The 20,210-nt window shown below is 51.6% G+C and carries 18 protein-coding genes; 8 read left to right on the top strand and 10 right to left on the bottom strand.

Annotation, left to right across the window (positions count from 1 at the left end; all coding sequences use genetic code 11):
- Window positions 1–46: 46 nt before the first annotated feature.
- Both BLX24_RS32670 and BLX24_RS09895 read left to right on the top strand, forming a co-directional pair.
- A complete protein-coding gene (locus tag BLX24_RS32670) occupies window positions 47–217 on the top strand; it encodes a hypothetical protein (protein WP_177225816.1) in 171 nt (56 codons plus the stop codon).
- 46 nt (window positions 218–263) lie between these two features.
- Complete coding sequence (locus tag BLX24_RS09895) at window positions 264–1,127, top strand: glycerophosphodiester phosphodiesterase family protein (RefSeq protein WP_071502967.1); 864 nt, start codon at window positions 264–266, stop codon at window positions 1,125–1,127.
- Here BLX24_RS09895 and BLX24_RS09890 read toward each other — a convergent pair.
- Window positions 1,110–2,231 (bottom strand): NAD(P)/FAD-dependent oxidoreductase, encoded by a 1,122-nt coding sequence (locus BLX24_RS09890; RefSeq protein ID WP_071502966.1) that lies wholly within the window; start codon window positions 2,229–2,231, stop codon window positions 1,110–1,112. The genes BLX24_RS09895 and BLX24_RS09890 overlap by 18 nt on opposite strands.
- 18 nt (window positions 2,232–2,249) lie before the next feature.
- Window positions 2,250–3,518 (bottom strand): glycosyltransferase, encoded by a 1,269-nt coding sequence (locus BLX24_RS09885; protein WP_071502965.1) that lies wholly within the window; start codon window positions 3,516–3,518, stop codon window positions 2,250–2,252.
- Between the two features lie 282 nt (window positions 3,519–3,800).
- Between BLX24_RS09885 and BLX24_RS09880 the strand changes: the two genes are divergently transcribed.
- Both BLX24_RS09880 and BLX24_RS09875 read left to right on the top strand, forming a co-directional pair.
- Window positions 3,801–4,337, top strand: a complete 537-nt coding sequence (locus tag BLX24_RS09880) for a heme NO-binding domain-containing protein (RefSeq protein WP_071502964.1) — start codon at window positions 3,801–3,803, stop codon at window positions 4,335–4,337.
- 25 nt (window positions 4,338–4,362) lie between these two features.
- Window positions 4,363–6,906, top strand: a complete 2,544-nt coding sequence (locus BLX24_RS09875; RefSeq protein WP_071502963.1) for a PAS domain-containing hybrid sensor histidine kinase/response regulator — start codon at window positions 4,363–4,365, stop codon at window positions 6,904–6,906.
- Window positions 6,907–6,911: 5 nt separating this feature from the next.
- On the opposite strand, the gene BLX24_RS09870 is transcribed toward BLX24_RS09875, so the two are convergent.
- The 3 genes from BLX24_RS09870 to BLX24_RS09860 all read right to left on the bottom strand — a co-directional run bounded on the left by BLX24_RS09870 (window position 6,912) and on the right by BLX24_RS09860 (window position 10,110).
- The gene (locus BLX24_RS09870; protein WP_071502962.1) at window positions 6,912–7,799 is read right to left on the bottom strand and encodes a glycosyltransferase family 2 protein; all 888 of its coding nucleotides are present in this window, start codon (window positions 7,797–7,799) and stop codon (window positions 6,912–6,914) included.
- A gap of 7 nt (window positions 7,800–7,806) precedes the next feature.
- Window positions 7,807–8,592 carry a response regulator gene (locus tag BLX24_RS09865; RefSeq protein ID WP_071502961.1) on the bottom strand — a complete coding sequence of 262 codons (786 nt, stop codon included), beginning with the start codon at window positions 8,590–8,592 and terminating at the stop codon, window positions 7,807–7,809.
- A 165-nt stretch (window positions 8,593–8,757) separates the two neighbouring features.
- Window positions 8,758–10,110, bottom strand: a complete 1,353-nt coding sequence (locus BLX24_RS09860) for a sigma-54-dependent transcriptional regulator (protein WP_071502960.1) — start codon at window positions 10,108–10,110, stop codon at window positions 8,758–8,760.
- A gap of 185 nt (window positions 10,111–10,295) precedes the next feature.
- Between BLX24_RS09860 and BLX24_RS09855 the strand changes: the two genes are divergently transcribed.
- Both BLX24_RS09855 and BLX24_RS09850 read left to right on the top strand, forming a co-directional pair.
- Window positions 10,296–10,661: a response regulator gene (locus BLX24_RS09855; protein WP_071502959.1), complete on the top strand. Its 366-nt coding sequence runs from the start codon at window positions 10,296–10,298 to the stop codon at window positions 10,659–10,661.
- Between the two features lie 124 nt (window positions 10,662–10,785).
- A complete protein-coding gene (locus BLX24_RS09850; RefSeq protein ID WP_071502958.1) occupies window positions 10,786–12,060 on the top strand; it encodes a Gfo/Idh/MocA family protein in 1,275 nt (424 codons plus the stop codon).
- Between the two features lie 42 nt (window positions 12,061–12,102).
- Here BLX24_RS09850 and BLX24_RS09845 read toward each other — a convergent pair whose 3' ends face one another.
- On the bottom strand, window positions 12,103–12,537 hold the full coding sequence (locus tag BLX24_RS09845) for an OsmC family protein (protein ID WP_218160688.1): 435 nt from the start codon (window positions 12,535–12,537) through the stop codon (window positions 12,103–12,105).
- Window positions 12,538–12,782: 245 nt separating this feature from the next.
- Between BLX24_RS09845 and BLX24_RS09840 the strand changes: the two genes are divergently transcribed.
- Window positions 12,783–14,075 carry an outer membrane protein assembly factor BamB family protein gene (locus tag BLX24_RS09840; protein ID WP_071502957.1) on the top strand — a complete coding sequence of 431 codons (1,293 nt, stop codon included), beginning with the start codon at window positions 12,783–12,785 and terminating at the stop codon, window positions 14,073–14,075.
- 86 nt (window positions 14,076–14,161) lie between these two features.
- Window positions 14,162–15,418 carry a ComEC/Rec2 family competence protein gene (locus BLX24_RS09835; RefSeq protein ID WP_071502956.1) on the top strand — a complete coding sequence of 419 codons (1,257 nt, stop codon included), beginning with the start codon at window positions 14,162–14,164 and terminating at the stop codon, window positions 15,416–15,418.
- A gap of 93 nt (window positions 15,419–15,511) precedes the next feature.
- Here BLX24_RS09835 and uxuA read toward each other — a convergent pair whose 3' ends face one another.
- From uxuA to BLX24_RS09815, 4 genes are all read right to left on the bottom strand, one after another.
- Window positions 15,512–16,699, bottom strand: coding sequence for a mannonate dehydratase (gene uxuA, locus BLX24_RS09830; protein ID WP_071502955.1), 1,188 nt, complete (start codon window positions 16,697–16,699; stop codon window positions 15,512–15,514).
- 128 nt (window positions 16,700–16,827) lie between these two features.
- A complete protein-coding gene (locus BLX24_RS09825; RefSeq protein WP_071502954.1) occupies window positions 16,828–17,589 on the bottom strand; it encodes an SDR family oxidoreductase in 762 nt (253 codons plus the stop codon).
- A gap of 70 nt (window positions 17,590–17,659) precedes the next feature.
- A complete protein-coding gene (kduI, locus tag BLX24_RS09820) occupies window positions 17,660–18,493 on the bottom strand; it encodes a 5-dehydro-4-deoxy-D-glucuronate isomerase (RefSeq protein WP_071502953.1) in 834 nt (277 codons plus the stop codon).
- 57 nt (window positions 18,494–18,550) lie between these two features.
- The gene (locus BLX24_RS09815; protein ID WP_071502952.1) at window positions 18,551–20,206 is read right to left on the bottom strand and encodes a sodium/sugar symporter; all 1,656 of its coding nucleotides are present in this window, start codon (window positions 20,204–20,206) and stop codon (window positions 18,551–18,553) included.
- Between the last annotated feature and the right edge of the window lie 4 nt (window positions 20,207–20,210).

Here is a 20,210-nt window from a genome sequence, read left to right as displayed (position 1 = left end):
ATGGCTTTTTTGCCGCACATCGTCCCGGGTCCTCCGCTTCGTCCTCGTGTGCGGAGGTACTTTACCCGAAAAAGACTGGCTGGATATTGCCCTGGCATGCGGATACTATGATTGTCCGCACATCCTGAAAGACTTCCGCCAGTTTGCCAACGACACCCCGACCCGCCTCTGGCAGCAGAAAAAAGCCGGTATCGACCACTGGGCTAATCCGTCCTGAGGTTGAGGCTGACCTGCCACAACGGTTTTTGCCTTACCTTTGCGGCATGAAGTTTACTCAAACACTCATCGGCATACTGGCTGTTTCCTTATCGGCCTGTACCCCAAAAACATACACAAAGGCACCGGCCAGTTTAGCAGAATTCTGGGCCCCCAAAGTGACCCGCACCGGCATGATCTCGGCGCACCGTGGCGGCGGCGACATTAAAGGCTATCCCGAAAACTGCATCGAATCCTTTGCTTACCTGGCCAAACGCCTGCCGGTTATTATTGAATGTGACATCGACCTGACCAAAGACAGCGTGCTGGTCATGATGCACGACCAGACCCTGGACCGGACCACCAACGGCACCGGTAAGCTCATCGATAAAACCTACGCCGACATTCAGCAATACCGGCTGGAAGATAATGCCGGTAACCTGACTGCCTTTAAAATTCCGACGCTGGAGCAGGTACTGCGGTGGGGCAAAAACAAAGTTACCTTTACGCTCGATGTCAAACGGAATGTGTCGTTTGACAAAGTGGTCGATATGATCCATAAAACCGGAGCCGCCACCTATGCCTGTGTGATCACATACAATGCGCAGGATGCTGCCAAAGTCCATAAACTGGATCCGTCGCTGATGATTTCCGTAACCATCCGTAACCGCGCCGAATATGACCGGCATCATGATCTGGGCATTCCCGACAACCGCATGGTGGCGTTTGTGGGTGTAAAAGAGCCGGATACGGAGCTGTACCAGTTCCTGCACCAGAAAGGTATTCCGTGTATCCTTGGTACGCTGGGTAACCTCGATAAGCAGGCGGTGGCAAAAGGCGATCAGGTGTATCGCCGGTTTGTGAAAAACGGGGCCGATATCATGTCAACAGACCGGCCGGTTGAGGTGTGGCAATCACTGACGAAGCAGTAGGTCAGCTCCTTCTTCACCCGTTAAACTACCCAACGCAACGCCCATACCCTGCATTTTAACGGCACAGACCACGTGCTCCGTTACTTGCCGGACGATGGGCGTTTGCTGTTTGCCAAACCCCATAATCCCGCTCCAGCGCAGGTCAATTTCGTAGGGCTGATCGGGCAGAATTACCTCGTCGAGTAACGAAAGAAGCCGTTGCTGTATCGTCTCAGACAGGCCGAATGCGGTGGTTGTTTCACCGGCGATGTCCAGATGCCGGCCGCCGCCGAGCAGTACCCGGCCGTCGATGTCGCGGAAATAAACATAGCCCTGATCCATATGAAACGTGCCTTTGAGGGGCAGGTTCGGGACCGGTTTTGTGACGAGTACCTGCCCGCGGCCGGGCGTCACATCCAGCGCCGGCAGCAGCTGCCGGGCAAAGGCATTGGTGGCCACCAGTGCTTTCCGGCAATGAATAATCCCCGAAGCGGTCACCAGCTGTACACCCTGACTAACGGTTTCGACTGCCTCAATGAGGGCACCGTTGAAGACACAGATGCCGAGCGTCTGCGCCTTTTCCAGCAGAGCCGCCATCATCGTGCCCGTATGGATATGGCCTTCGTATTGGTTGAAGATGAGGTGGTTTACGTGTCTGAAGCCAAAACGGGCAATATCGGTGTCGGCCGGCCGGTATACATCGGGGCCGATTTCGTCCCGAAGCAAAGCATTAAAATAGGAAATCCGGTCGGCGCATCGGGCGTAAAAAGCAGCATCGTCGAAGAGTTCATACCCGCCGACGGGTTCAAACCGCAGGGCTGCGGTGCCGACATTAGCTTTCAGACGCTGCAAACCCTGCCAGCGCTTGGCAACCAGGGCCATGACCGCGGCTTCGGTATGGGTTTCGAGGTCCATCAATAACTCAGAAATGCTACCGAAGCAGGCAAATCCGGCATTTTTCGTGCTGGCGCCGCTTGGTAGCATTCCCCGTTCAAAAATAGCAACAGTTACGGTTGGTTGTTGTCTTTTCAGATGGATGGCGGCCGACAGACCGACAATCCCGCTGCCTATGACGGCGATATCAATGCCGCTCAAAAACGTTTGTTGTTCCCAATAGCTAAACATCCGGACGGTTAACAGCAGTTAAACCGCCAAACTAGTCAATCTGCTCAAACCGGCAAACGAATGGTAGCTGGTTAACTTGTTGATTATGCTCATAAACTGGTCCGCGCGCTTGTTCCATGTATGCTGGCGGGCAAGGTCGATTCCCTGGTCAATGCTAAAATAAGGTTCGTACAAGGCTTCGTCCAGCTGTTCAAAAAACATGTGTTCATCAACGGCAAGCCGGATCTGATCAATGTGATCAACCATATTGCCGAATGTCGTGGCCACTACCGGCATGCCGGCCGCCAGGTACTCGTTTACCAGTGCTGTCTGTGAGGGTTGTACGTTACGGTGGAACGGAATGATGGCAACATCCATGTGGGCCATCATTTCCGGTAATACGGTAGACGGGTGATCTCCGGCAAGCCAGACATTCGACAGTTTCGATAAGGCTTCATCAACACGCTTGCTTTTAATTTCGCCGATAAACCAGAAATCCGTATTGGGCATGTGGTTAATGCTATATAGCAGCAGATCCAGATCAATGCGGTCATCAACAGTGCCGATGTAACCGGCTACGCGGCGGGTGGCTGTTTTTGACCGGGCTGCCCATGATAACTGGATCGTCTGACGGATGCTCCGTAACCCCACGGCCTGGTTAAAAAAGTCGAAGTTTACCCCATCCGGTAACAGAAATGCATGTCTGGCAATTCCTTTTTTGGTGGTCAGAACGTGTTCTTCGTTCGTAATCAATGCATCTGCCTGGGCAATAAACATGTTTTCGGCCTTCTCCGCCATTGAACCGGCAGGGGCCGCTGCCTCATTCCCATCCAGGTAATAGATCGAAAGCTGTTCGCCCAGAACCTTCCCTGTATTGAGTCCGGCTTCTGGTTGCCCCATATTAATCAAAAGGGGCTGGTCAATTTTTAAGGTACGCATGGCCGCACAAACATCGTCCATGAGCCGGCGGGCATTGATCTGTCTGGTCCAGTTGAACGGATGAGAGCTGCCTAGCCAGTTTACAGGTAGCGCAGGACGCGGATGCAGGACATAGATCGACGCGGTTTCCGACAGCCCGATTTTTTCGAGATGAGATTTCGCGGAATATGTCCGGGTGATGTCTACCTCGTTTGTGATACCGATGGTGGCTTTGATCAAATCAGCGTACGTTGGTTGTGGATTCACGTACAATACGGTGGTATGTTGAGCAAGTCCGTTCATAAGTTGGCCGGCTGCCTGCAAACCATTCATTTCCCATGATTTATTGGCGAGACCGATAATTGACGGATTGGTTGATTCAAAAGCCATGGTTAACAAAAACGTTAAAGGTATATGGTTGACTACATGTATCTACTCTTTACGCAAATGCTGTGCTAATGGATGTGTGTGTGTTTAAGTTTTTGATTATCAGGATATTTATTCTTTTGGCATCAGGCAAAATATTCCAGAAACTGGACTTCAATGCATTCACTGGAGTTCTGTACCTTTATATAGCCTTAAAATTTGTTTACAGTACATTAATATCATATATTTTGCCGTATAAATAACAGTACCTAATTGCAACGCTTGACACACATAGATAGATAATCGATGAAAGGCATTGTTTTTACCGAGTTTCTGGAAATGGTTGAGGAAAAATACGGCTATGAAGCAGTAGACAGAATTATCCGGCAAAGTAAGGTGCCGAATGATGGTGCCTATACGGCAACAGGTACATATCCGTCATCTGAAATGCATGCTTTACTGACAACTCTCTGCAACGCTGAACAACTGTCAGGAGATGATGTACTGACTGCGTTCGGAGACCATTTATTCCGTGTATTTCTGAAAAATTATCCCTGGCTGATTACAGCGAGTAAAGATTCTTTCCAGCTTTTGGAAAGTGTTGAGGGAACGATTCATGTGGATGTACTGAAATTGTATCCGGATGCGGAATTACCCCGGTTTCAGACGACCCGGCTTGACGAACACACGTTAGAGATGATTTATCAGTCTGATCGCAGAATGAGCAGTTTAGCCGTTGGGTTAATCATGGCAACGGCCAGACACTTTCAGGAGCAGATCACAATAGAGACAGAATCATTGGAAAGTACGGGAAAATCAGTACGATTTTTGATAAAGAAATAGCGTAAAATTCAGTAACGACCGTAATATGAATGTAGCAGAAGAGGTAGAATTGCTTAAGCGACGGATTCAGCGTGAAATCAATGCCCGGAAACAGGCAGAAAAACTTCTTGAAGAAAAGTCGCTGGAGCTCTATCGCGCAAACGAAGAGCTGAAGCATATGAACACCTCCCTGGAAACAGCCGTGAAGGAGCGGACTGATTCATTGTTGCTGTCGGAAATGCAGTACCGGTCTTTGATACAGAACCTGCATTCAGGGGTATTGCTGGAAAATGAACACCGTAAAATCGTTCTGACCAATCAGATCTTCTGCGATTTATTTGATATACCAGTCAACCCCGACTTACTGGTCGGCGCCGACTGTTCACAATCTGCTGAGCAGAGTAAGCACGCATTTGAGGACCCTGACGGATTTGTGCGGCGGGTAGATACATTGCTACAGGAAAAAAAGCTATGCATCGGCGAGGAACTGAAAATGAACGACGGCCGGATTCTGGAACGGGACTATATCCCGATCGTGGCCGGTGATCGTTATCTGGGGCACCTCTGGCGCTATGAAGACATTACCGAACAGCGCAAGGTCCAGGATATCATCCGGTACAGCGAGGAAAAGTACCGGGGTATCATCGAAAATATGGAGCTGGGGTTGATTGAGGTAGATAACCATGATATTATCCAGAAGGTTTATCCGCGTTTTTCAAAACTGGTCGGTTATGCGCCGGAAGAACTGGTCGGAAAGAGAGCCAAGGAGGTGCTGTTACCCGATGATTCGTTCCGGCGGATTATTGATGAACAGAATAAACACCGGCTTTCCGGCGAACCCGGGGTTTACGAAGTTCCGTTGCGCCGGAAAGACGGGCAGATTATCTGGGTCATTATCAGCGGGGCGCCCATTATTGAGCCTTCCGGCAAAGTGACGGGTTCGATCGGCATACACCTGGATATTTCGGAGCGCAAGCGCACACAGGAAGCCCTGGAGGAGGCCCGGCGCATTGCGGAAGAAGCCCGCAAGGCCGAAAAACGTTTTCTGGCTAACATGAGCCATGAAATCCGGACGCCGATCAACGGGATTATCGGCATGACGCACTTGCTGTACGATACTGAACTGACCGTATTGCAGCGTGAATACCTCGATGCAATCAGCCATTCGGCAGATTTGCTGCTGGCGCTGGTATCCGATGTGCTGGATATTTCAAAGATTGAAGCCGGAGAAATGCAGTTGACAGAACGGCCGTTCAATCTGCCGGATCTGCTTAATGAACTGACCAAAACGTTTAAACTGCGCCTGCGGGATAAACCTGTCAAAATAGAATCCCTGGTAGATACGCAGATTCAGCGGACGGTCATGGGCGATGCGACGATGCTGCGCCAGATTCTGATGAACCTGATTGGTAACGCAGTCAAATTTACAGAGAAAGGTTCCGTTCGCGTTCAGGTAACACTGCTGGATCAGTTAGGCGATTTCCTGATGACCGAAGTTAGTGTTACGGATACCGGTATCGGCATTGCCCCGCAGCACCTTGAAACCATTTTCGAAAGCTTTAAACAGGCCGACCGCGATGTGAAAAGTAAATATGGCGGCACCGGCCTTGGACTGGCTATCGTGAAGCAGCTGGTAAACCTTCATGGTGGCGAAATTGCCGTGGAAAGTGCACTGAATCAGGGGGCAACCTTTACGTTTACACTGCCGCTGAAAATCGCCGGCGACGAAGATCTCAGTATCGTGGATGAACACGGTAAAATTGACAGCGCCTGCCTTGAATCCAAGAAAATCCTGATCGTTGAAGATAATCCGCTGAATAAAAAGTATGTAGAAGGTCTGTTGCGGAAGTGGAAAGCCGAATATGATGTGGCTGACAACGGCCTCGAAGCGATCCGGCTGGTTGAACAACATACGTACGATCTCGTTCTGATGGATTTAATGATGCCCGTCATGAACGGTTTCGAGACGACCGTCAGGCTGCGTAGTATGAAGGCCAATCCGAATGCAGCCATTCCGATCATTGCGCTGACGGCAACTGCTTTTGCTAAGGAGCAAAGCGAAGCCATTGCGTCTGGTATGAACGACTGCCTTAGTAAGCCGTTTACCCCGGATCAGTTGCTTCAGTTATTACAGCGTTATCTGCCGACGCCGGAAACGCCTGCCGTAAAGACCGGATTACTCCCGGACCCGTTCAACGAGCCCGCCGACCCGTCAGAGCCGTATACCTACAGTACAGCACTGGATGTTGAGCAGTTAGAACAGTTCTATGGCCATGACTATTCCTACGCACACATGATGTTTTCGCTGTTTATGGAAACAACGTTTCCGGAGCTGGGGAAAATTGAAGAGGTGATTGCGGCACAGGACTGGAAACAACTGGCTGCCTTGTCGCACCAGTTCAGGCCTTCACTGGTGATGGTCGGGCTGACCGAAGTGGCCAATACCGGAAAGCAGTTTGAACTGTTGCTGAAAGCATCGCCGTCTGATGAGCAGGTGCCGGTCGCTGCCGCTGCGTTAGGTCGGATCGTAGCCGAAAAACTGCCACTCATTAAGCAGGAGTTTGCGCGGCTCGGTAAGGCAATCGAATAATCGGCTCAGCGGTTGACCAGGTGCCACTTAACGGCTTCCCAACAGCCAACTCGCTGCGGAATTTTGCCGGCATAGGTGTAGGCCAGTATATCCCGGAATGTAATAAGGCATAAGTAGCTGAGAGTGACCCAGCGTCCGGGGCCCCGCCGCCAGCGACGGGCCAGCAGAATGCGGTTGCGGGTTTTATAATACACCTGAAACGCACTGGTTTTACTCAGGCTCACTGATCCTTTGTGATAGACGACGGACTCGGGGACGAAATAAATGCGGAATCCGGCTTGTTTTATGCGCTCACACCATTCAACCTCCTGATAGTAAAGAAAATACTCCTCCGGCATTACACCTGCCCTATTCACCGCTTCGCGTCTGACAAGCAGCGCAGCGCCATGTACATGATGCGTATAGCCTTCCTGATCAAACTGTCCTTCGTCCTTATGTCCGTTTCCGATAAGTTGCGGAGCCATGCGTAAGGGGTGCAATGGCGTCGAACCGGCAAACTGAATGTATTCCGGTTTTTCGTATGACCGGATTTTGGCTGCGCAAATCCCGACATCCGGATGTTGCTGCATGGCATTGACTAACGGGAGCAGAAAATCAGGGGAAACTTTCGTATCGTTATCGAGAAGCATAAAATAATCGCCCCGGGCGATGCGCAGCCCCAGGTTAACCCCTCCGGCAGAGCCAAGATTTGTTTCGCTCGAAACAACACGGACATGGGGGTAATTTCGGTTGATAACCGGCTCGCAGGAGTGCTGCGAGCCGTTATCGACGACAATAATCTCAAATTGAGAAAAACAAGTTACGGATACGGTAAGTGAATCGAGCAGGTCGCAGGTTACTGCGGTTTGGTTATAGTTTACGGTGATGATTGAAACAAAAGGGAGTGTGGCCATCGGTACATTAACGGCTTGCTTCTATCTGCTGACAAACCTGTTCGAGCGTTTGACAAACCTGATTGGTCAGCTGGGTGAAATCGGTTCCGGGCTGCGGTAATTTAGCATTGGCTTCCAGGTCGCGGACGGGACGTTTAAGCGAGTTAACATCCATTAGGTCAACCGAAGCTTTGATCTTATGAGCAAGCTTGCTGAGGCGGTCCCATTCCTGATTAAGAAGCGATTCCTGCATTTGCATGATGGTGTCTCGTGCCTGCTGAATGAACAAATTTTCCATTTGCAGTATGCGTCCTTCGTCGTTGTTTAGCATCATCGCCAAACGCCCCTTGTTAAAAAGAGGTACAATCGCGTGACTCATGGCTGTACTTTTTTGAAAATCAGTTGATTTTGCTTTAGGTTTGGGGATAAACGTTACGAGTTTTTTCCTCAGTTCTTCATTCAGAAATGGCTTAATAAGATAGTCATCCATGCCCGCCTGCCGGAACAGGTCAATGTCTTCACGAGCAGAAAGTGCCGTTAATGCAATAATCGGCGTGTTCAACCGGTGGTGCTGACGAATCATACGGGTAGCCTGGAGCCCGTCCATACGGGGCATCTGGATATCCATCAGAATTAAATCATACACCTGCGCTATAACCATCTCGACTGCTTCGACTCCGTTCTGAGCAATGTCGACAATTATATGCCAGTCTTCCATCAGTTGCCTGGCAAAGAACTGATTCATTAAATTGTCCTCTACCAATAGCACCCGACTGCCGCGTATATGGTCCTCGTTGAAGGCAGAAAAATGCATATAGGCCTATTTTCTGCTGATTATGCACAAAGTGTGCCATCGCTATAAATTGCAGAAAATGAGGAGATTGGTGATTTTGTCTGTTGTGTTATGGTTCCACAATCTGGAAATGAAGTCCAGATTGTGGGAAACAAAGAGGTGTTAAATCAGGAGAACAGCTACAGGCTATGAGGTTAATTCACCTGATTTCAGCATGTTATAAATCGTTGATTTTCCGATATCCAGTTTTTCGGCAACCAGCAATACATCGTTGTCGTATTTGTCAAGGTAAAACCGGACGATCCGGCGCGTATATTCCCGAAGAGTCATCTCCTGCATCAGAAAAGCGCCTTCCGGACGAATCGACCGGAAGGTAATGTCCTCGGCCTGGATCACTCCGTTGTCGGCCATTACGCAGGCCAGTTCGATAATGGCTTTCAGTTCGCGGACATTGCCGGGAAACGGATAGGGAAGCAGCTTTTTAAGGGCTTCAGCCGATAAGTTCAGCTTGCCAAGTTTATTCTTTTTGGCGTATTCGTCCATGAAATACCGGCTCAGGATCGCAATGTCGTTTTCCCGCTCGCGGAGAGGCGGAAGCTCAACCGACAACCCAAGCAGCCGGTAGTATAAATCTTCCCGGAAACGGCCGGACCGGACTTCTTCGGCCAGGTTCTTGTGGGTGGCTACAATAAGCCGGAAATCACTTTTAACGAGCTGGTTACTGCCGATCCGGTTAAATTCCTGTTCCTGCAGCACACGCAGCAGCTTCACCTGCATTGTCAGGTCCATTTCGGCTACCTCGTCCATAAACAGGGTGCCTCCGTTAGCCTCCTCAAATTTGCCGATCCGGCGGTTAACGGCGCCAGTAAACGCACCTTTCTCATGGCCGAACAGCTCACTCTCCATCAGATCTTTCGGAATAGCTGCCACGTTGACGGGCACAAAGGGCTTTTTCTGACGGGTAGAATTGTAGTGAATGGCCTTGGCAACGAGTTCTTTACCCGTTCCGGTCTCGCCATGAATGGACACGGTGATGCTGGAACGGGTTGCTTTTTCCATGACGGCGAAAACCCGCTTCAGCTGCGGACTGTTGCCAACAATGAGGTTGCCGAAATCATACTGTTCCCGTACCTGCTCCCGTAACTGATCCACTTCTGCCCGCAGCTGCTGGGTTTCCCGTGCTTTAATTAAGGTACTCCACAGCCGGTCTTTGGTGTTGTCGTCTTTAACGATGTAGTCGTATGCCCCGTTTTTGAGCAGGGTGACTGCCGTCGAAATATCTTCCTGACCGGAAATGATAATGACCGGAACATCGGGAAACTGCTTCCTGACCAGTTTAAGCACCGCTTCGCCGTTCATGTCGGGTAAGGAATAATCCAGGGTGATAACCGATGGTTTGCGATGCAGGTTGTTCAGCAGGGCTTTTCCTGTCTCAAACCGGACTACCGAATAATCGGGGTTCAGGGTGAGATGATACTCCAGCATGGTACCGTAAAACACATCGTCTTCGACAACAAAAATGGTAAAACCGTTTTCCATGTTCAGGCAATCAGTCAGTGAATGGGAAATTTTCCAAAAATAGATATAAATTCCTGATTTTGGATAAATTTAGAGCCTAGAAAATAAATATTGTTCTGATAATAAGGGTGTTATGTGTTTTTAAATTAACTGGTACGTATTTGGATTATAGAAAAATACGACAAACCCATAAAAATTCTAACACGATGAAACCGACTGTAGTAGTAGTTGACGACAATGAAATGATCCAGATGCTGTTGCAAAACTATTTGTCATCAGAGTACAATGTACAGGCTTATTCGGATGCTTCAGGGGCTCTTTATGCAATTGATCATGGTGTACAAACGGATGTAATCGTCACCGATTTATCAATGCCGGGCGTTGATGGTCAGGAGTTACTCCATAAAATCAAGAACGATCCGAAGCATAGCCACATTCCGGTGTTAATCTTATCGGGTAACGAAAAAAGTGAAGTTCGTATCAACTGTCTGATGGACGGTGCAGAAGACTTTATCCAGAAACCGTTTCATCCGGAAGAAGTAAAGATCCGGATTAAGCGGGTGCTGAATTAATAAACCTGACATAAACGTTTACCCACGAATTTAAGGGTCAATCTAAGCAAAAAATCCTTGGGTAAGGATATTGTTCGGCAGTCTTTTACACAAAAAGGTGATAAGACCTCCATTTCCTATCCTTATGATTAACCGAAGAGATTTTTTAAGACAATCCGGTGCCGGCGTATTTGGGCTGGCCATGGCACCGGCCCTGGCCCGGAAGGTGGCTCCGAGCGACCGGCTGCGGGTGGCCCACATCGGGTTGGGCGGCATGGGAACCAATCACCTGAAGTGGTTTGCTAACCTGCCCGAGGTTGAGGTAGTGGGGCTGTGCGACGTTGACAGCGACCATCTGGCCACCGCCAGAAAGGTGCTGCAGGGCATTCATCCGGATACAAAAGCGGAAACGTTCGACGACTTCCGGCGTATTCTGGACCGCAAGGATATTGACGCCATCACCTGTGCAACCCCGGACCACTGGCACGCGCAGGTAGCTATCCTGGCGTTTGAGGCCGGCAAAGATGTGTACGGCGAGAAACCGCTGTCGTTCAGCGTGCGGGAAGGGCAGCAGATGCTCAAAGCAATGAAACGGCATAACCGGATTTTTCAGCTGGGTACGCAGATTCATGCCGGCGACAATTACCATCGGGTGGCGGAGCTGATTCAGGCCGGTGCAATCGGAAAAGTGCATACGGTAAGGCTCTGGAAAACAGGCTTCCCACCCGTTTTGGGACCGTCGAAGTATCAGGACCCGCCCGCAACCCTCAACTGGGATTACTGGCAGGGACCGGCGCCCAAATCACTGTATAGCCCGGAGCGGTGCCACTTTACGTACCGCTATTTTCTCGATTATTCCGGCGGGGTGTTTCAGGATTTCTGGAGCCACATCGCCGACATTGTCTGGTGGTCGGTACAGCCAAAAGGTCTGACGCGGGTGAGTGCCAAAGGCGAGCTGCCCGAAGGCGTTGGCGATGCCCCGAAATGGATTGATATTGAATACGATTTCGATAACCTGAAGCTGTACTGGACCAGCACACCGCCCAACGTACCGGGTGCGGCAAAACGGGGAATCGGAGCCTATTTTGAAGGTGATAAAGGAACGCTGATCTGTGATTACAGCAGTAAAGAAATAACCATCAACGGAGTGGCTATGCCGGACATTGCGGATATACCCGTAACAATTCCACGCTCGCCGGGGCATCAGCAGAATTTTGTGGATGCCGTGAAGAGCCGGAAGCAACCCGAGTCGAACCTGGAATACGCCAGAGAGATGACGTTGCCGATGCATCTGGGATTGATTTCGTACCGGTTGGGCCGCCCGTTAGCATGGAATGCAAGGAGAGAGAAATTCAGGCACGATGCGGAAGCCAATTCGTATTTGTCGCGTGAATATAGAACAGGATGGGACTGGATTTAACCGGACAGCCGGTCGGCCATATTGCTGACCGGCTGTTTTTTTTTACGCCAGTGTTGCGTTTAAGGTAATGTCGATGCCCGGACTCAGGGCTTTCGAGATAATGCAGTTTTGTTTTGCGCCTCCGGCCAGTTCCTGAAACTTCGCCTCATCGATGCCGGGAACCGTGCCGGTCAGGTTTAGTTCGACAGCCGTGACTTCCAGTTTGTCGGTGTCGAGTGTCAGTACGGCTTTGGTTTCCAGTTTGTCAGCCGTAAAGCCCGCCTGCCCGAGGGCTACGCTGACGGCCATGGTAAAGCAGCCGGCATGGGCAGCGGCCAGTAATTCTTCCGGGTTTGTACCGGCGGTGCCGTCTTCGCTCACGATCCGGGTTTTAAATGAGAACGGCGTGCTGTTCAGGACGCCGCTTGTTGCCGATACGGTACCTTTTCCTTCCTGAAAATTGCCTTCCCAGGTGGCTGATGCTCTTCTTTTCAGCATAATGTTGTTTTGAACGTTTTCTACACAACCCGGCAGGCGGCCGATTGTTCGTGTGTTAGTTACCTTTTGGAATGTTCAGCCCTGACTCGCAGGATTCATCAGCACCTGTATACCGGTAAAGCCGTATTTTTACGTATTGACTTCGTCGCTTACCATGTCTACATTTGACCTGATGGCCAGTCAAGGGTGTTCCGCCCGCTACAACGCTATCACCAGATCCAAACCAGCCTATTCTGTTTTACACCATGAGACACCATTTTTCTGCCATCATTCTGCTTACCCTGCTGCTTCCTGCCTGCAACCCGGACAAGATTGTAACTAAAACAGATGCGGAGGGAGTAGTAGTTCAGCTATCTCCTGTGTGGCGAAGCTCTGTTTCGGAGCAGACAAAATACATTGCTGATGGGATCGGGCAGGCATTTATTACCGAAAGAGGCATTTTATTCCCTAATGCAACGGCTCTTCCGGGGAAACCACAATACGCGCGGTCGTATCTGGTGTTAAAGGATAAAGATACCGGTGAAGATATCTGGACCTGGAATGATTATCTGACCGATTTTGAACGGCTTGATATGTACAAAAACCGCCAGGCTAATGTTAACGGTACGTTATTTTACGCGAGCGGTAACCGTGGCTACGGCATTGACATGCAGCAGGGACGGACGATCTGGAAGACGACTTATGCAGACATGTGGTCTAGTGTGGCTACTGTAACAGGTCCGGATAAGTTTTATCTGACACTGAATCCTATCGAATGCTACAATCAAAGTATTTTTAAGCCTCAGGTTAATCAGGGAGAGTTGAGCAGCGGCAGAATCATCCGGATGTTGCCGCTGGTATTCGAGGCCGATAAGGGAAAACCGGGCGGTGGCTACAAAGAAGACTTTGGTCAGGTAAACGGGATGCGGCTCATTAGTATCAATGGCGAAGAACATCTTTTGTTCAATTACTATGATTCCACGCCTCCCACAGCCAATTGGTACACTCCCCGCATGTCGCTGTATAACCTGGTCCGGAAGACGTTTGTCTATGAAGGTCTGGCGATGAAAGAAGCGGGTTACATGCTGGCGGTCAACGGGCATCTGCAGGTAACTAATGGCAAGGTGTATGATGCGATGTCGCGCTATACGGTATGTCATGATCTGCTGACGGGCAAACAGCTCTGGGAGCGGGTGTTCGGTTCGCTGTGTGATTATCAGCTGGCGACGGGAGACAAGCTGCTGACCTACATTTCGGATGGGTATTTATATTGTCTGGACGCGAATACGGGTCAGACCCGTTGGCAGCAGGAGTATGTGGTGACGAGTAACCTGACGGAGCTGAACGGTGTGGTGTATTACACGGCTAACCAGCGGCTTTATGCCACGGACCTGCAAAGCGGCAAGCTGCTGTGGAAGATTGATTCGCCGGATGCGAACCGCAACAGTAATGCGCAGTTCCGTGGCTTTGTGGCGGTGGTGCCGGGGAAGGAAGGCGGCAAAGGGCGGGTGTATGCGCACACGGGTCTGAACGCCTATTGTTACGAAGCGATCCGGTAGCAGCCGGGAACGTATAGAGTCCGGTTAGCAGTCGCTAACCGGTTTTTTTATGTGGTAAACCGCAAAACGGATCGTACCTTTCGGCCATGAAGCGCGTTCGGCTGTTTTCCGGAAAAACAATACTTTTTGTTATGCTGATTTGTCACGGGGTGGCGGCTCAGCAGACTGGTTCCCCGATCTTTTCGCCCTGGAAAGCGGGTTATCTGGATATTCACCAGATCAATACCGGGCGGGGCAACGCAACGTTCTGTATACTGCCCGATGGCACAACCCTGCTCATTGATGCCGGTGCCATCGATCCCATCAACTGGCGGGATAATAAGCCCCGCAACAACCCCATCCTGCCTAACGATTCGCGGCAACCCGGCGAGTGGATTGCGCGCTACATCCGGCGCGTTATGCCGGTTAAACAAACGTCAGGTATTGATTATCTGCTGATTACCCATTTTCACGACGATCATGTGGGTACGCCGAAACATGCCTCCCGTGCTGCCGCGGGCGGTTATAAACTGAGCGGGGTTACCGAACTGGCGGAATTTCTGCCCATTCGCCGGATACTGGATCGTGGCTGGCCCGACTATACCTTTCCGCAGACCTTGCGGCAGGATTCGATTGTGATTAATTACATCCATTTTCTGGAAAACCGGAAAATACCCGCCGAACGGTTTGTCGCCGGTCGGCTGAATCAGATCAGGCTGGTGCATGAGGCCGGAAAATACCAGTCGCAGTTCAGCATCCGGAATCTGGCCGTGAATGGCGATGTCTGGACAGGAAAAGATGAAGATACCCGACATGTATTTCCTGACTTGACCGGTGTATCCGCCAATCAGCAACCTAACGAAAACATGTGCAGCGCGGTTATGGTGATGCGCTACGGCAACTTTGACTATTTTGCCGGGGGCGATATTCAGGGCGTTTTGCCGTATGGTGCACCGGCCTGGCATGATGTCGAAACGCCGGTGGCGGCGGTGGCCGGACCGGTCGATGTGCAGCTACTGGACCACCACGGGTATGCCGATTCGCAGAACGGGGCGCTGATGAAGGCCCTGCGGCCGAGGGTGTTTGTGGTACCGGCCTGGGCGGTTTCCCATCCGGGACCGGCCGTAGCGGAACGTTTGTTTGATGCGTCCATTTACCCCGGTGAGCGGGATGTGTTTGTGACGCAGCTTTTCCCCGAAGCAGAAGCGGCCCTGGGACCGGCAGCGGCTAAACTAAAGCCCGAAACGGGCCATATCGTTATCCGCGTACAACCCGGCGGGACATCGTATCAGGTACTGGTCCTGGACGACGCTGACGAATCCATGCGGATCAAGGCTGTGTACGGGCCGTATCAGTCGCGGTGAGTTAATCAAAGTCAGATTCGACTGACTGCTATTGGACCTTTGGATGGCGCGAAACAGTTGATGATCAACAGCCTCGTGCCATCCGAAAGAGGTTTATAAACTCCGCTCGATACCCAGCTCCAGACCCCGCAGTTCGGCAAGGCCCCGGAGGCGGCCGATGGCCGTATAGCCCGGATTGGTTTTCTTCGACGGGTTGAGATCATCGAGCATGCGGTGACCGTGGTCGGGGCGGAAAGGCAGGCGATAATCTTCGCGGCCTTCGGCCTGGCGGCGGCGCTGTTCGAGTACGAGCGCTTTCATGACTCCGTACATATCCACATCGCCGTCGAGGTGATCGGCCTCGTGGAAGTTGCCCTGCTCGTCGCGTTTCGTTGCCCGCAGGTGAATGAAATTGATGCGGTTGCCGAGCCGTTCGACCATTCCCGTCAGGTCATTATCGGCACGGACGCCATAGCTGCCGGTACAGAAACACAGACCGTTGTGCTTGCTGTCGGCAGCGTCGAGCAGTTGCCGGGCATCGGCTTCGGTACTGACTACGCGTGGTAAACCCAGAATCGGGTACGGCGGATCGTCGGGGTGAATGGCGAGCAGAATACCGGCATTTTCGGCAACAGGGGTGATGTCGCGCAGAAAACTGTACAGGTTCTGCCGCAACTCCTGATCGCCGACGTGATCGTAGGTCCGCAGCACCTCGGCAAATGACTCCACCGTAAAACTTTCTTCACTACCCGGCAGACCGGCAATGATGTTCCGCGTTAACCGGCGGACATCGTCGTCTGTGGCCTGATCGAGCCATGCTTTGGCTTCCGACAGCTGCGCGGCGGAATAGTGAGCCTCCGCGCCGGGACGTTTCAGGATATATACCTCAAAGGCGCAGAACTCCGACATATCGAACCGGAGAGCCGTCGAGCCATCGGGCAGTTTGTAGTCGAGATCGGTGCGCGTCCAGTCGAGTACCGGCATGAAGTTATAGCAAACCGTATCGATGCCGCACTGTGCCAGATTCACCAGCGATTCCTGATAGTTCTGAATGTACTGCTTATAGTTGCCGGTCGCTTTTTTGATGTCTTCGTGGACCGGTACGCTTTCCACGACCGACCACGTTAAGCCGACGGCTTCAATTTCGGCTTTGCGCTTACTGATTTCGTCGACCGTCCAAACCTGACCGTTCGGAATATGATGCAGGGCGGAAACGATACCCGTGGCACCGGCCTGCCGTACGTCCCACAGGCTTACAGGGTCTTTCGGGCCGTACCACCGCCATGTTTGTTCAAGAGGCATTGTGAAGAGGTTGTAATGTTGTTGTAACGTTTTGGAATAAAAGCCGCCGGTGCGTCATTTTACCCATATGAGCGGCAGGTTTTTAAAAACTTACCTGGCTGTGGGCTCCAAAACATTACAACAACAGATTAGCGACCCATCCAGCCACCGTCGACGGTCAGGACGGTGCCGTGTACGTAGCTGGATGCATCTGAGGCCAGAAATACGGTCGGGCCTTTGAAATCTTCCGGTTCGCCCCAGCGACCGGCCGGAATCCGGCTCAGGATGGACTGGCTGCGTTCCGGATCGTTGCGGAGGGCCTCGGTATTATCGGTAGAGATGTAGCCCGGCGCAATGGCGTTCACATTAACACCCTTACCGGCCCACTCATTGGCGAATGCTTTCACCAGACTGCCTACCGCGCCTTTGCTGGCGGCATAGCCCGGCACATTGATGCCGCCCTGGAACGTTAGCAGCGACGCGGTGAAAATGACTTTTCCGCTGCCACGGGCAATCATATCGCGGCCAATTTCGCGGGTCAGGATAAACTGCGCCGTCTGGTTGATGGCAATCACTTCGTCCCAATACTCGTCCGGATGTTCAGCGGCGGGTTTGCGTAAGATCGTTCCGGCGTTATTGATCAGAATGTCAATCACCGGATGATCAGCCTTTACCTGACTGATGAAAGCGTTCAGCGAAGCACGGTCGCCGAAATTAGCCTGATAGGCGTAGAATTTGCGGCCCAGGGCTTCTACACTTTTTGATACGGCGCTGCCTTCCAGCTCAAGGTTGGCAGATACACCGATAATATCGGCACCGGCTTCGGCAAGTGCTTCGGCCATGGCCTTACCAATCCCGCGCTTGCACCCGGTTACTAAGGCAACTTTGCCTGCTAAAGAAATTGAGATCATACGTTTGTCGTCCGGAAGGATACTCCGGCTTATATAAAAAAGCCCCGGAACACTGTTCCGGGGTGTCTGATTATTTCAGTTCAGTAATCGCGCAGAAGTCCATGTCGCCGTAGTCGAGGTTTTCGCCGGCCATGCCCCAGATGAACGTGTAGTTTGACGTGCCTGCGCCGGAGTGAATCGACCAGTTCGGTGAAATAACCGCCTGTTCGTTCTGCATCCAGATGTGGCGCGTTTCCTGCGGCTGCCCCATGAAATGGCACACCGCCTGACCCTGCGGGATTTCAAAGTAGAAATAAACCTCCATACGCCGGTCGTGGACGTGTGCAGGCATGGTATTCCAGACACTGCCCGCCTTCAGTTCGGTCATGCCCATCTGTAGCTGGCAGGTCGGTAATACACTGTTTACCAGTAATTTATTGATAACGCGGTGGTTGGCAGTTTCCATGCTGCCCAGCTCCACACGGTCGGCATCGTCGCGGGATACCTTACGGGTTGGATAGGTCGTATGGGCAGGGGTAGAGTTCAGGTAAAATTTGGCCGGAGCACTGCTGTCAACCGACTCAAACTGAACATCCTGCGTGCCACGGCCGATGTAGAGGGCTTCCTTGTAGCCCAGTTCGTAGGTGTCACCGCCGGCCGTTACCTTACCGGCCCCGCCAACGTTGATGATACCGAGTTCCCGGCGTTCCAGAAAGTAGCTGGCTTTCAGGTTTTCGGGCGCTTCGAGTTTAACCGGCCCAGCTACCGGCAGGGCACCGCCGGTCATGTAGCGATCAAAAAACGAAAGAACCCACGAGCATTGATCTGCTACAAATAGGTTCTCAATCAGAAAATGCTTACGGAGAGCCTCCGTATCCATCTGCTTCACTTCGTTCGGCGAAGAAGCATAACGGCTTTCAAACATAAGTAAACGTAGTTTGTAGCGGCGGACTCAACCCAGGGTCGGGCCCGCCACCCGTTCTTACCAAAATATTGTATAAATCAGGACAATAGCGGCAATAATGGCAAACGCACCGGCTTTGAATCCCGGTGTTGTCCGGAACGATGATGCCGGTACATCAAACGCTTTCGGACTGTCTTTTCCTTTCGACGTCAGCAGGCTGATGGTAATGTGCACCAGCGTACAGATCCAGAACACGACACCCATGCGGTTCAGGAACGGCATATCGGGAGCATAGTACTTGAACAGCGTCGAAAGCGGAATACTCAGCAGGGCCGCCACCAGCGCACCGTTGGCCGTTGCTTTCTTCCAGAAGAAACCCAGCACAAAGATGGAAAGGATTCCCGGAGAAATAAAACCGGTGTACTCCTGAATGTATTCAAATCCTTGCCCGAAGTTCTTCAGAAACGGACTAATCGCCAGGGCAATAATAAACGAAACGACAATGGCTACACGTCCTAACCAGACTGTACGCTTTTCGTCGAGGTTCGGGTTGAAGAACTTCTTATGGATGTCCAACATATAAATAGTCGAAATACTGTTGGCTTTACCCGCCAGTGACGCAACAATTGCAGCGGTTAAGGCTGCGAACGCCATTCCTTTCAGTCCGACCGGCAGAATATTCAGCAAAACAGGGTAGGCATTGTCGGGTTTGATGATGCCGTTTTCGGTAATGCCGTTGATAATGGCCTGATCGGCTTGTTCCTGGAAGAGAACGTAGGCCGCCAGCCCCGGCAGCACGACGATGAACGGCATGAGCACCTTCAGAAAACCGGCGAACAGTACCCCGTTACGGGCTGTGGTCAGGTCGGCACCGAGGGCCCGCTGCGTCATGTACTGGTTACAGCCGAAGTAGTTAAAGTTTACAATCCACTGACCGCCAATGATAAACATCATCATGCCCGGCAACTGTTTGTAGGCGTCAATGGTGCCGCCCTTGCCGTCGTAGACCTGATACTGCCCTTTCTCAAACATCATGTGCAGGTGATCGTCGGCTTTCTGACGGATCAGGCTCAGCCCTTCAAACACGCCCGCACCCGTACCGACTTTGGTCGACAGCAGTTCCAGCGCCAGATAGGTAGTTGCCAGACCGCCAACCACGAGGCAAACCACCTGAATGACGTCGGTGTAGCCGATTACCTTCATACCGCCCAGGGTGATGATCACGGCGAAAACGGTCAGGAAAATGGCGCAGGGCATGAAGCCGAAACCGGTCATTTTTTCCAGACTCAGCGCTCCCAGGTAGATAATGGAGGTGAGGTTAACCAGGATGTACAGAAACAGCCAGAAAACGGCCATGATGGTGGCCAGCCGGCCGTCGTACCGCATTTCGAGAAATTGCGGCATGGTGTAAATCTTGTTCTTGATGTACATCGGCAGAAAGTACACCGCGATGATAATCAGCGAGAAACCACCGACGAGCTCATACACCGAAATGGCCAGACCCAGCTGAAAGGCCTGCCCGCTCATACCGATAAACTGTTCGGCCGAAATGTTGGAAGCGATGATCGAGGCGCCGATGGCCCACCACGTCAGGGAGCCTTCGGCCAGGAAAAAGTCTTTGGAGTCGGCGTTCTGGCTACCCTTGTTCTTGTAGACCCAGAAGCCATACGAAGCCACAATGACGAAATAAACCAGAAAGATAATGTAATCGAGCGTTTCTAAGCCAAGCTGCATGGGT

Source organism: Arsenicibacter rosenii (genome assembly GCF_001870735.1).
Lineage (GTDB): Bacteria > Bacteroidota > Bacteroidia > Cytophagales > Spirosomataceae > Arsenicibacter > Arsenicibacter rosenii.
The sequence above is the reverse complement of the archived record's forward strand: the minus strand, read 5'-3'. Positions and strand labels throughout refer to the sequence as shown.

Bases quoted from the DNA above. Each gene is read 5' to 3' on its own strand.
- BLX24_RS09885 (WP_071502965.1), bottom strand. From the start codon at position 3,518: ATGGCTTTTGAATCAACCAATCCGTCAATTATCGGTCTCGCCAATAAA.
- BLX24_RS09840 (WP_071502957.1), top strand. From the start codon at position 12,783: ATGAGACACCATTTTTCTGCCATCATTCTGCTTACCCTGCTGCTTCCT.
- BLX24_RS09870 (WP_071502962.1), bottom strand. From the start codon at position 7,799: ATGGCCACACTCCCTTTTGTTTCAATCATCACCGTAAACTATAACCAA.
- BLX24_RS09880 (WP_071502964.1), top strand. From the start codon at position 3,801: ATGAAAGGCATTGTTTTTACCGAGTTTCTGGAAATGGTTGAGGAAAAA.
- kduI (WP_071502953.1), bottom strand. From the start codon at position 18,493: ATGTTTGAAAGCCGTTATGCTTCTTCGCCGAACGAAGTGAAGCAGATG.
- BLX24_RS09815 (WP_071502952.1), bottom strand. From the start codon at position 20,206: ATGCAGCTTGGCTTAGAAACGCTCGATTACATTATCTTTCTGGTTTAT.
- BLX24_RS09845 (WP_218160688.1), bottom strand. From the start codon at position 12,537: ATGCTGAAAAGAAGAGCATCAGCCACCTGGGAAGGCAATTTTCAGGAA.
- BLX24_RS09875 (WP_071502963.1), top strand. From the start codon at position 4,363: ATGAATGTAGCAGAAGAGGTAGAATTGCTTAAGCGACGGATTCAGCGT.
- BLX24_RS09825 (WP_071502954.1), bottom strand. From the start codon at position 17,589: ATGATCTCAATTTCTTTAGCAGGCAAAGTTGCCTTAGTAACCGGGTGC.
- BLX24_RS09860 (WP_071502960.1), bottom strand. From the start codon at position 10,110: ATGGAAAACGGTTTTACCATTTTTGTTGTCGAAGACGATGTGTTTTAC.
- BLX24_RS09835 (WP_071502956.1), top strand. From the start codon at position 14,162: ATGAAGCGCGTTCGGCTGTTTTCCGGAAAAACAATACTTTTTGTTATG.
- BLX24_RS09855 (WP_071502959.1), top strand. From the start codon at position 10,296: ATGAAACCGACTGTAGTAGTAGTTGACGACAATGAAATGATCCAGATG.
- BLX24_RS09850 (WP_071502958.1), top strand. From the start codon at position 10,786: ATGATTAACCGAAGAGATTTTTTAAGACAATCCGGTGCCGGCGTATTT.
- BLX24_RS09890 (WP_071502966.1), bottom strand. From the start codon at position 2,231: ATGTTTAGCTATTGGGAACAACAAACGTTTTTGAGCGGCATTGATATC.
- BLX24_RS09895 (WP_071502967.1), top strand. From the start codon at position 264: ATGAAGTTTACTCAAACACTCATCGGCATACTGGCTGTTTCCTTATCG.
- uxuA (WP_071502955.1), bottom strand. From the start codon at position 16,699: ATGCCTCTTGAACAAACATGGCGGTGGTACGGCCCGAAAGACCCTGTA.
- BLX24_RS09865 (WP_071502961.1), bottom strand. From the start codon at position 8,592: ATGCATTTTTCTGCCTTCAACGAGGACCATATACGCGGCAGTCGGGTG.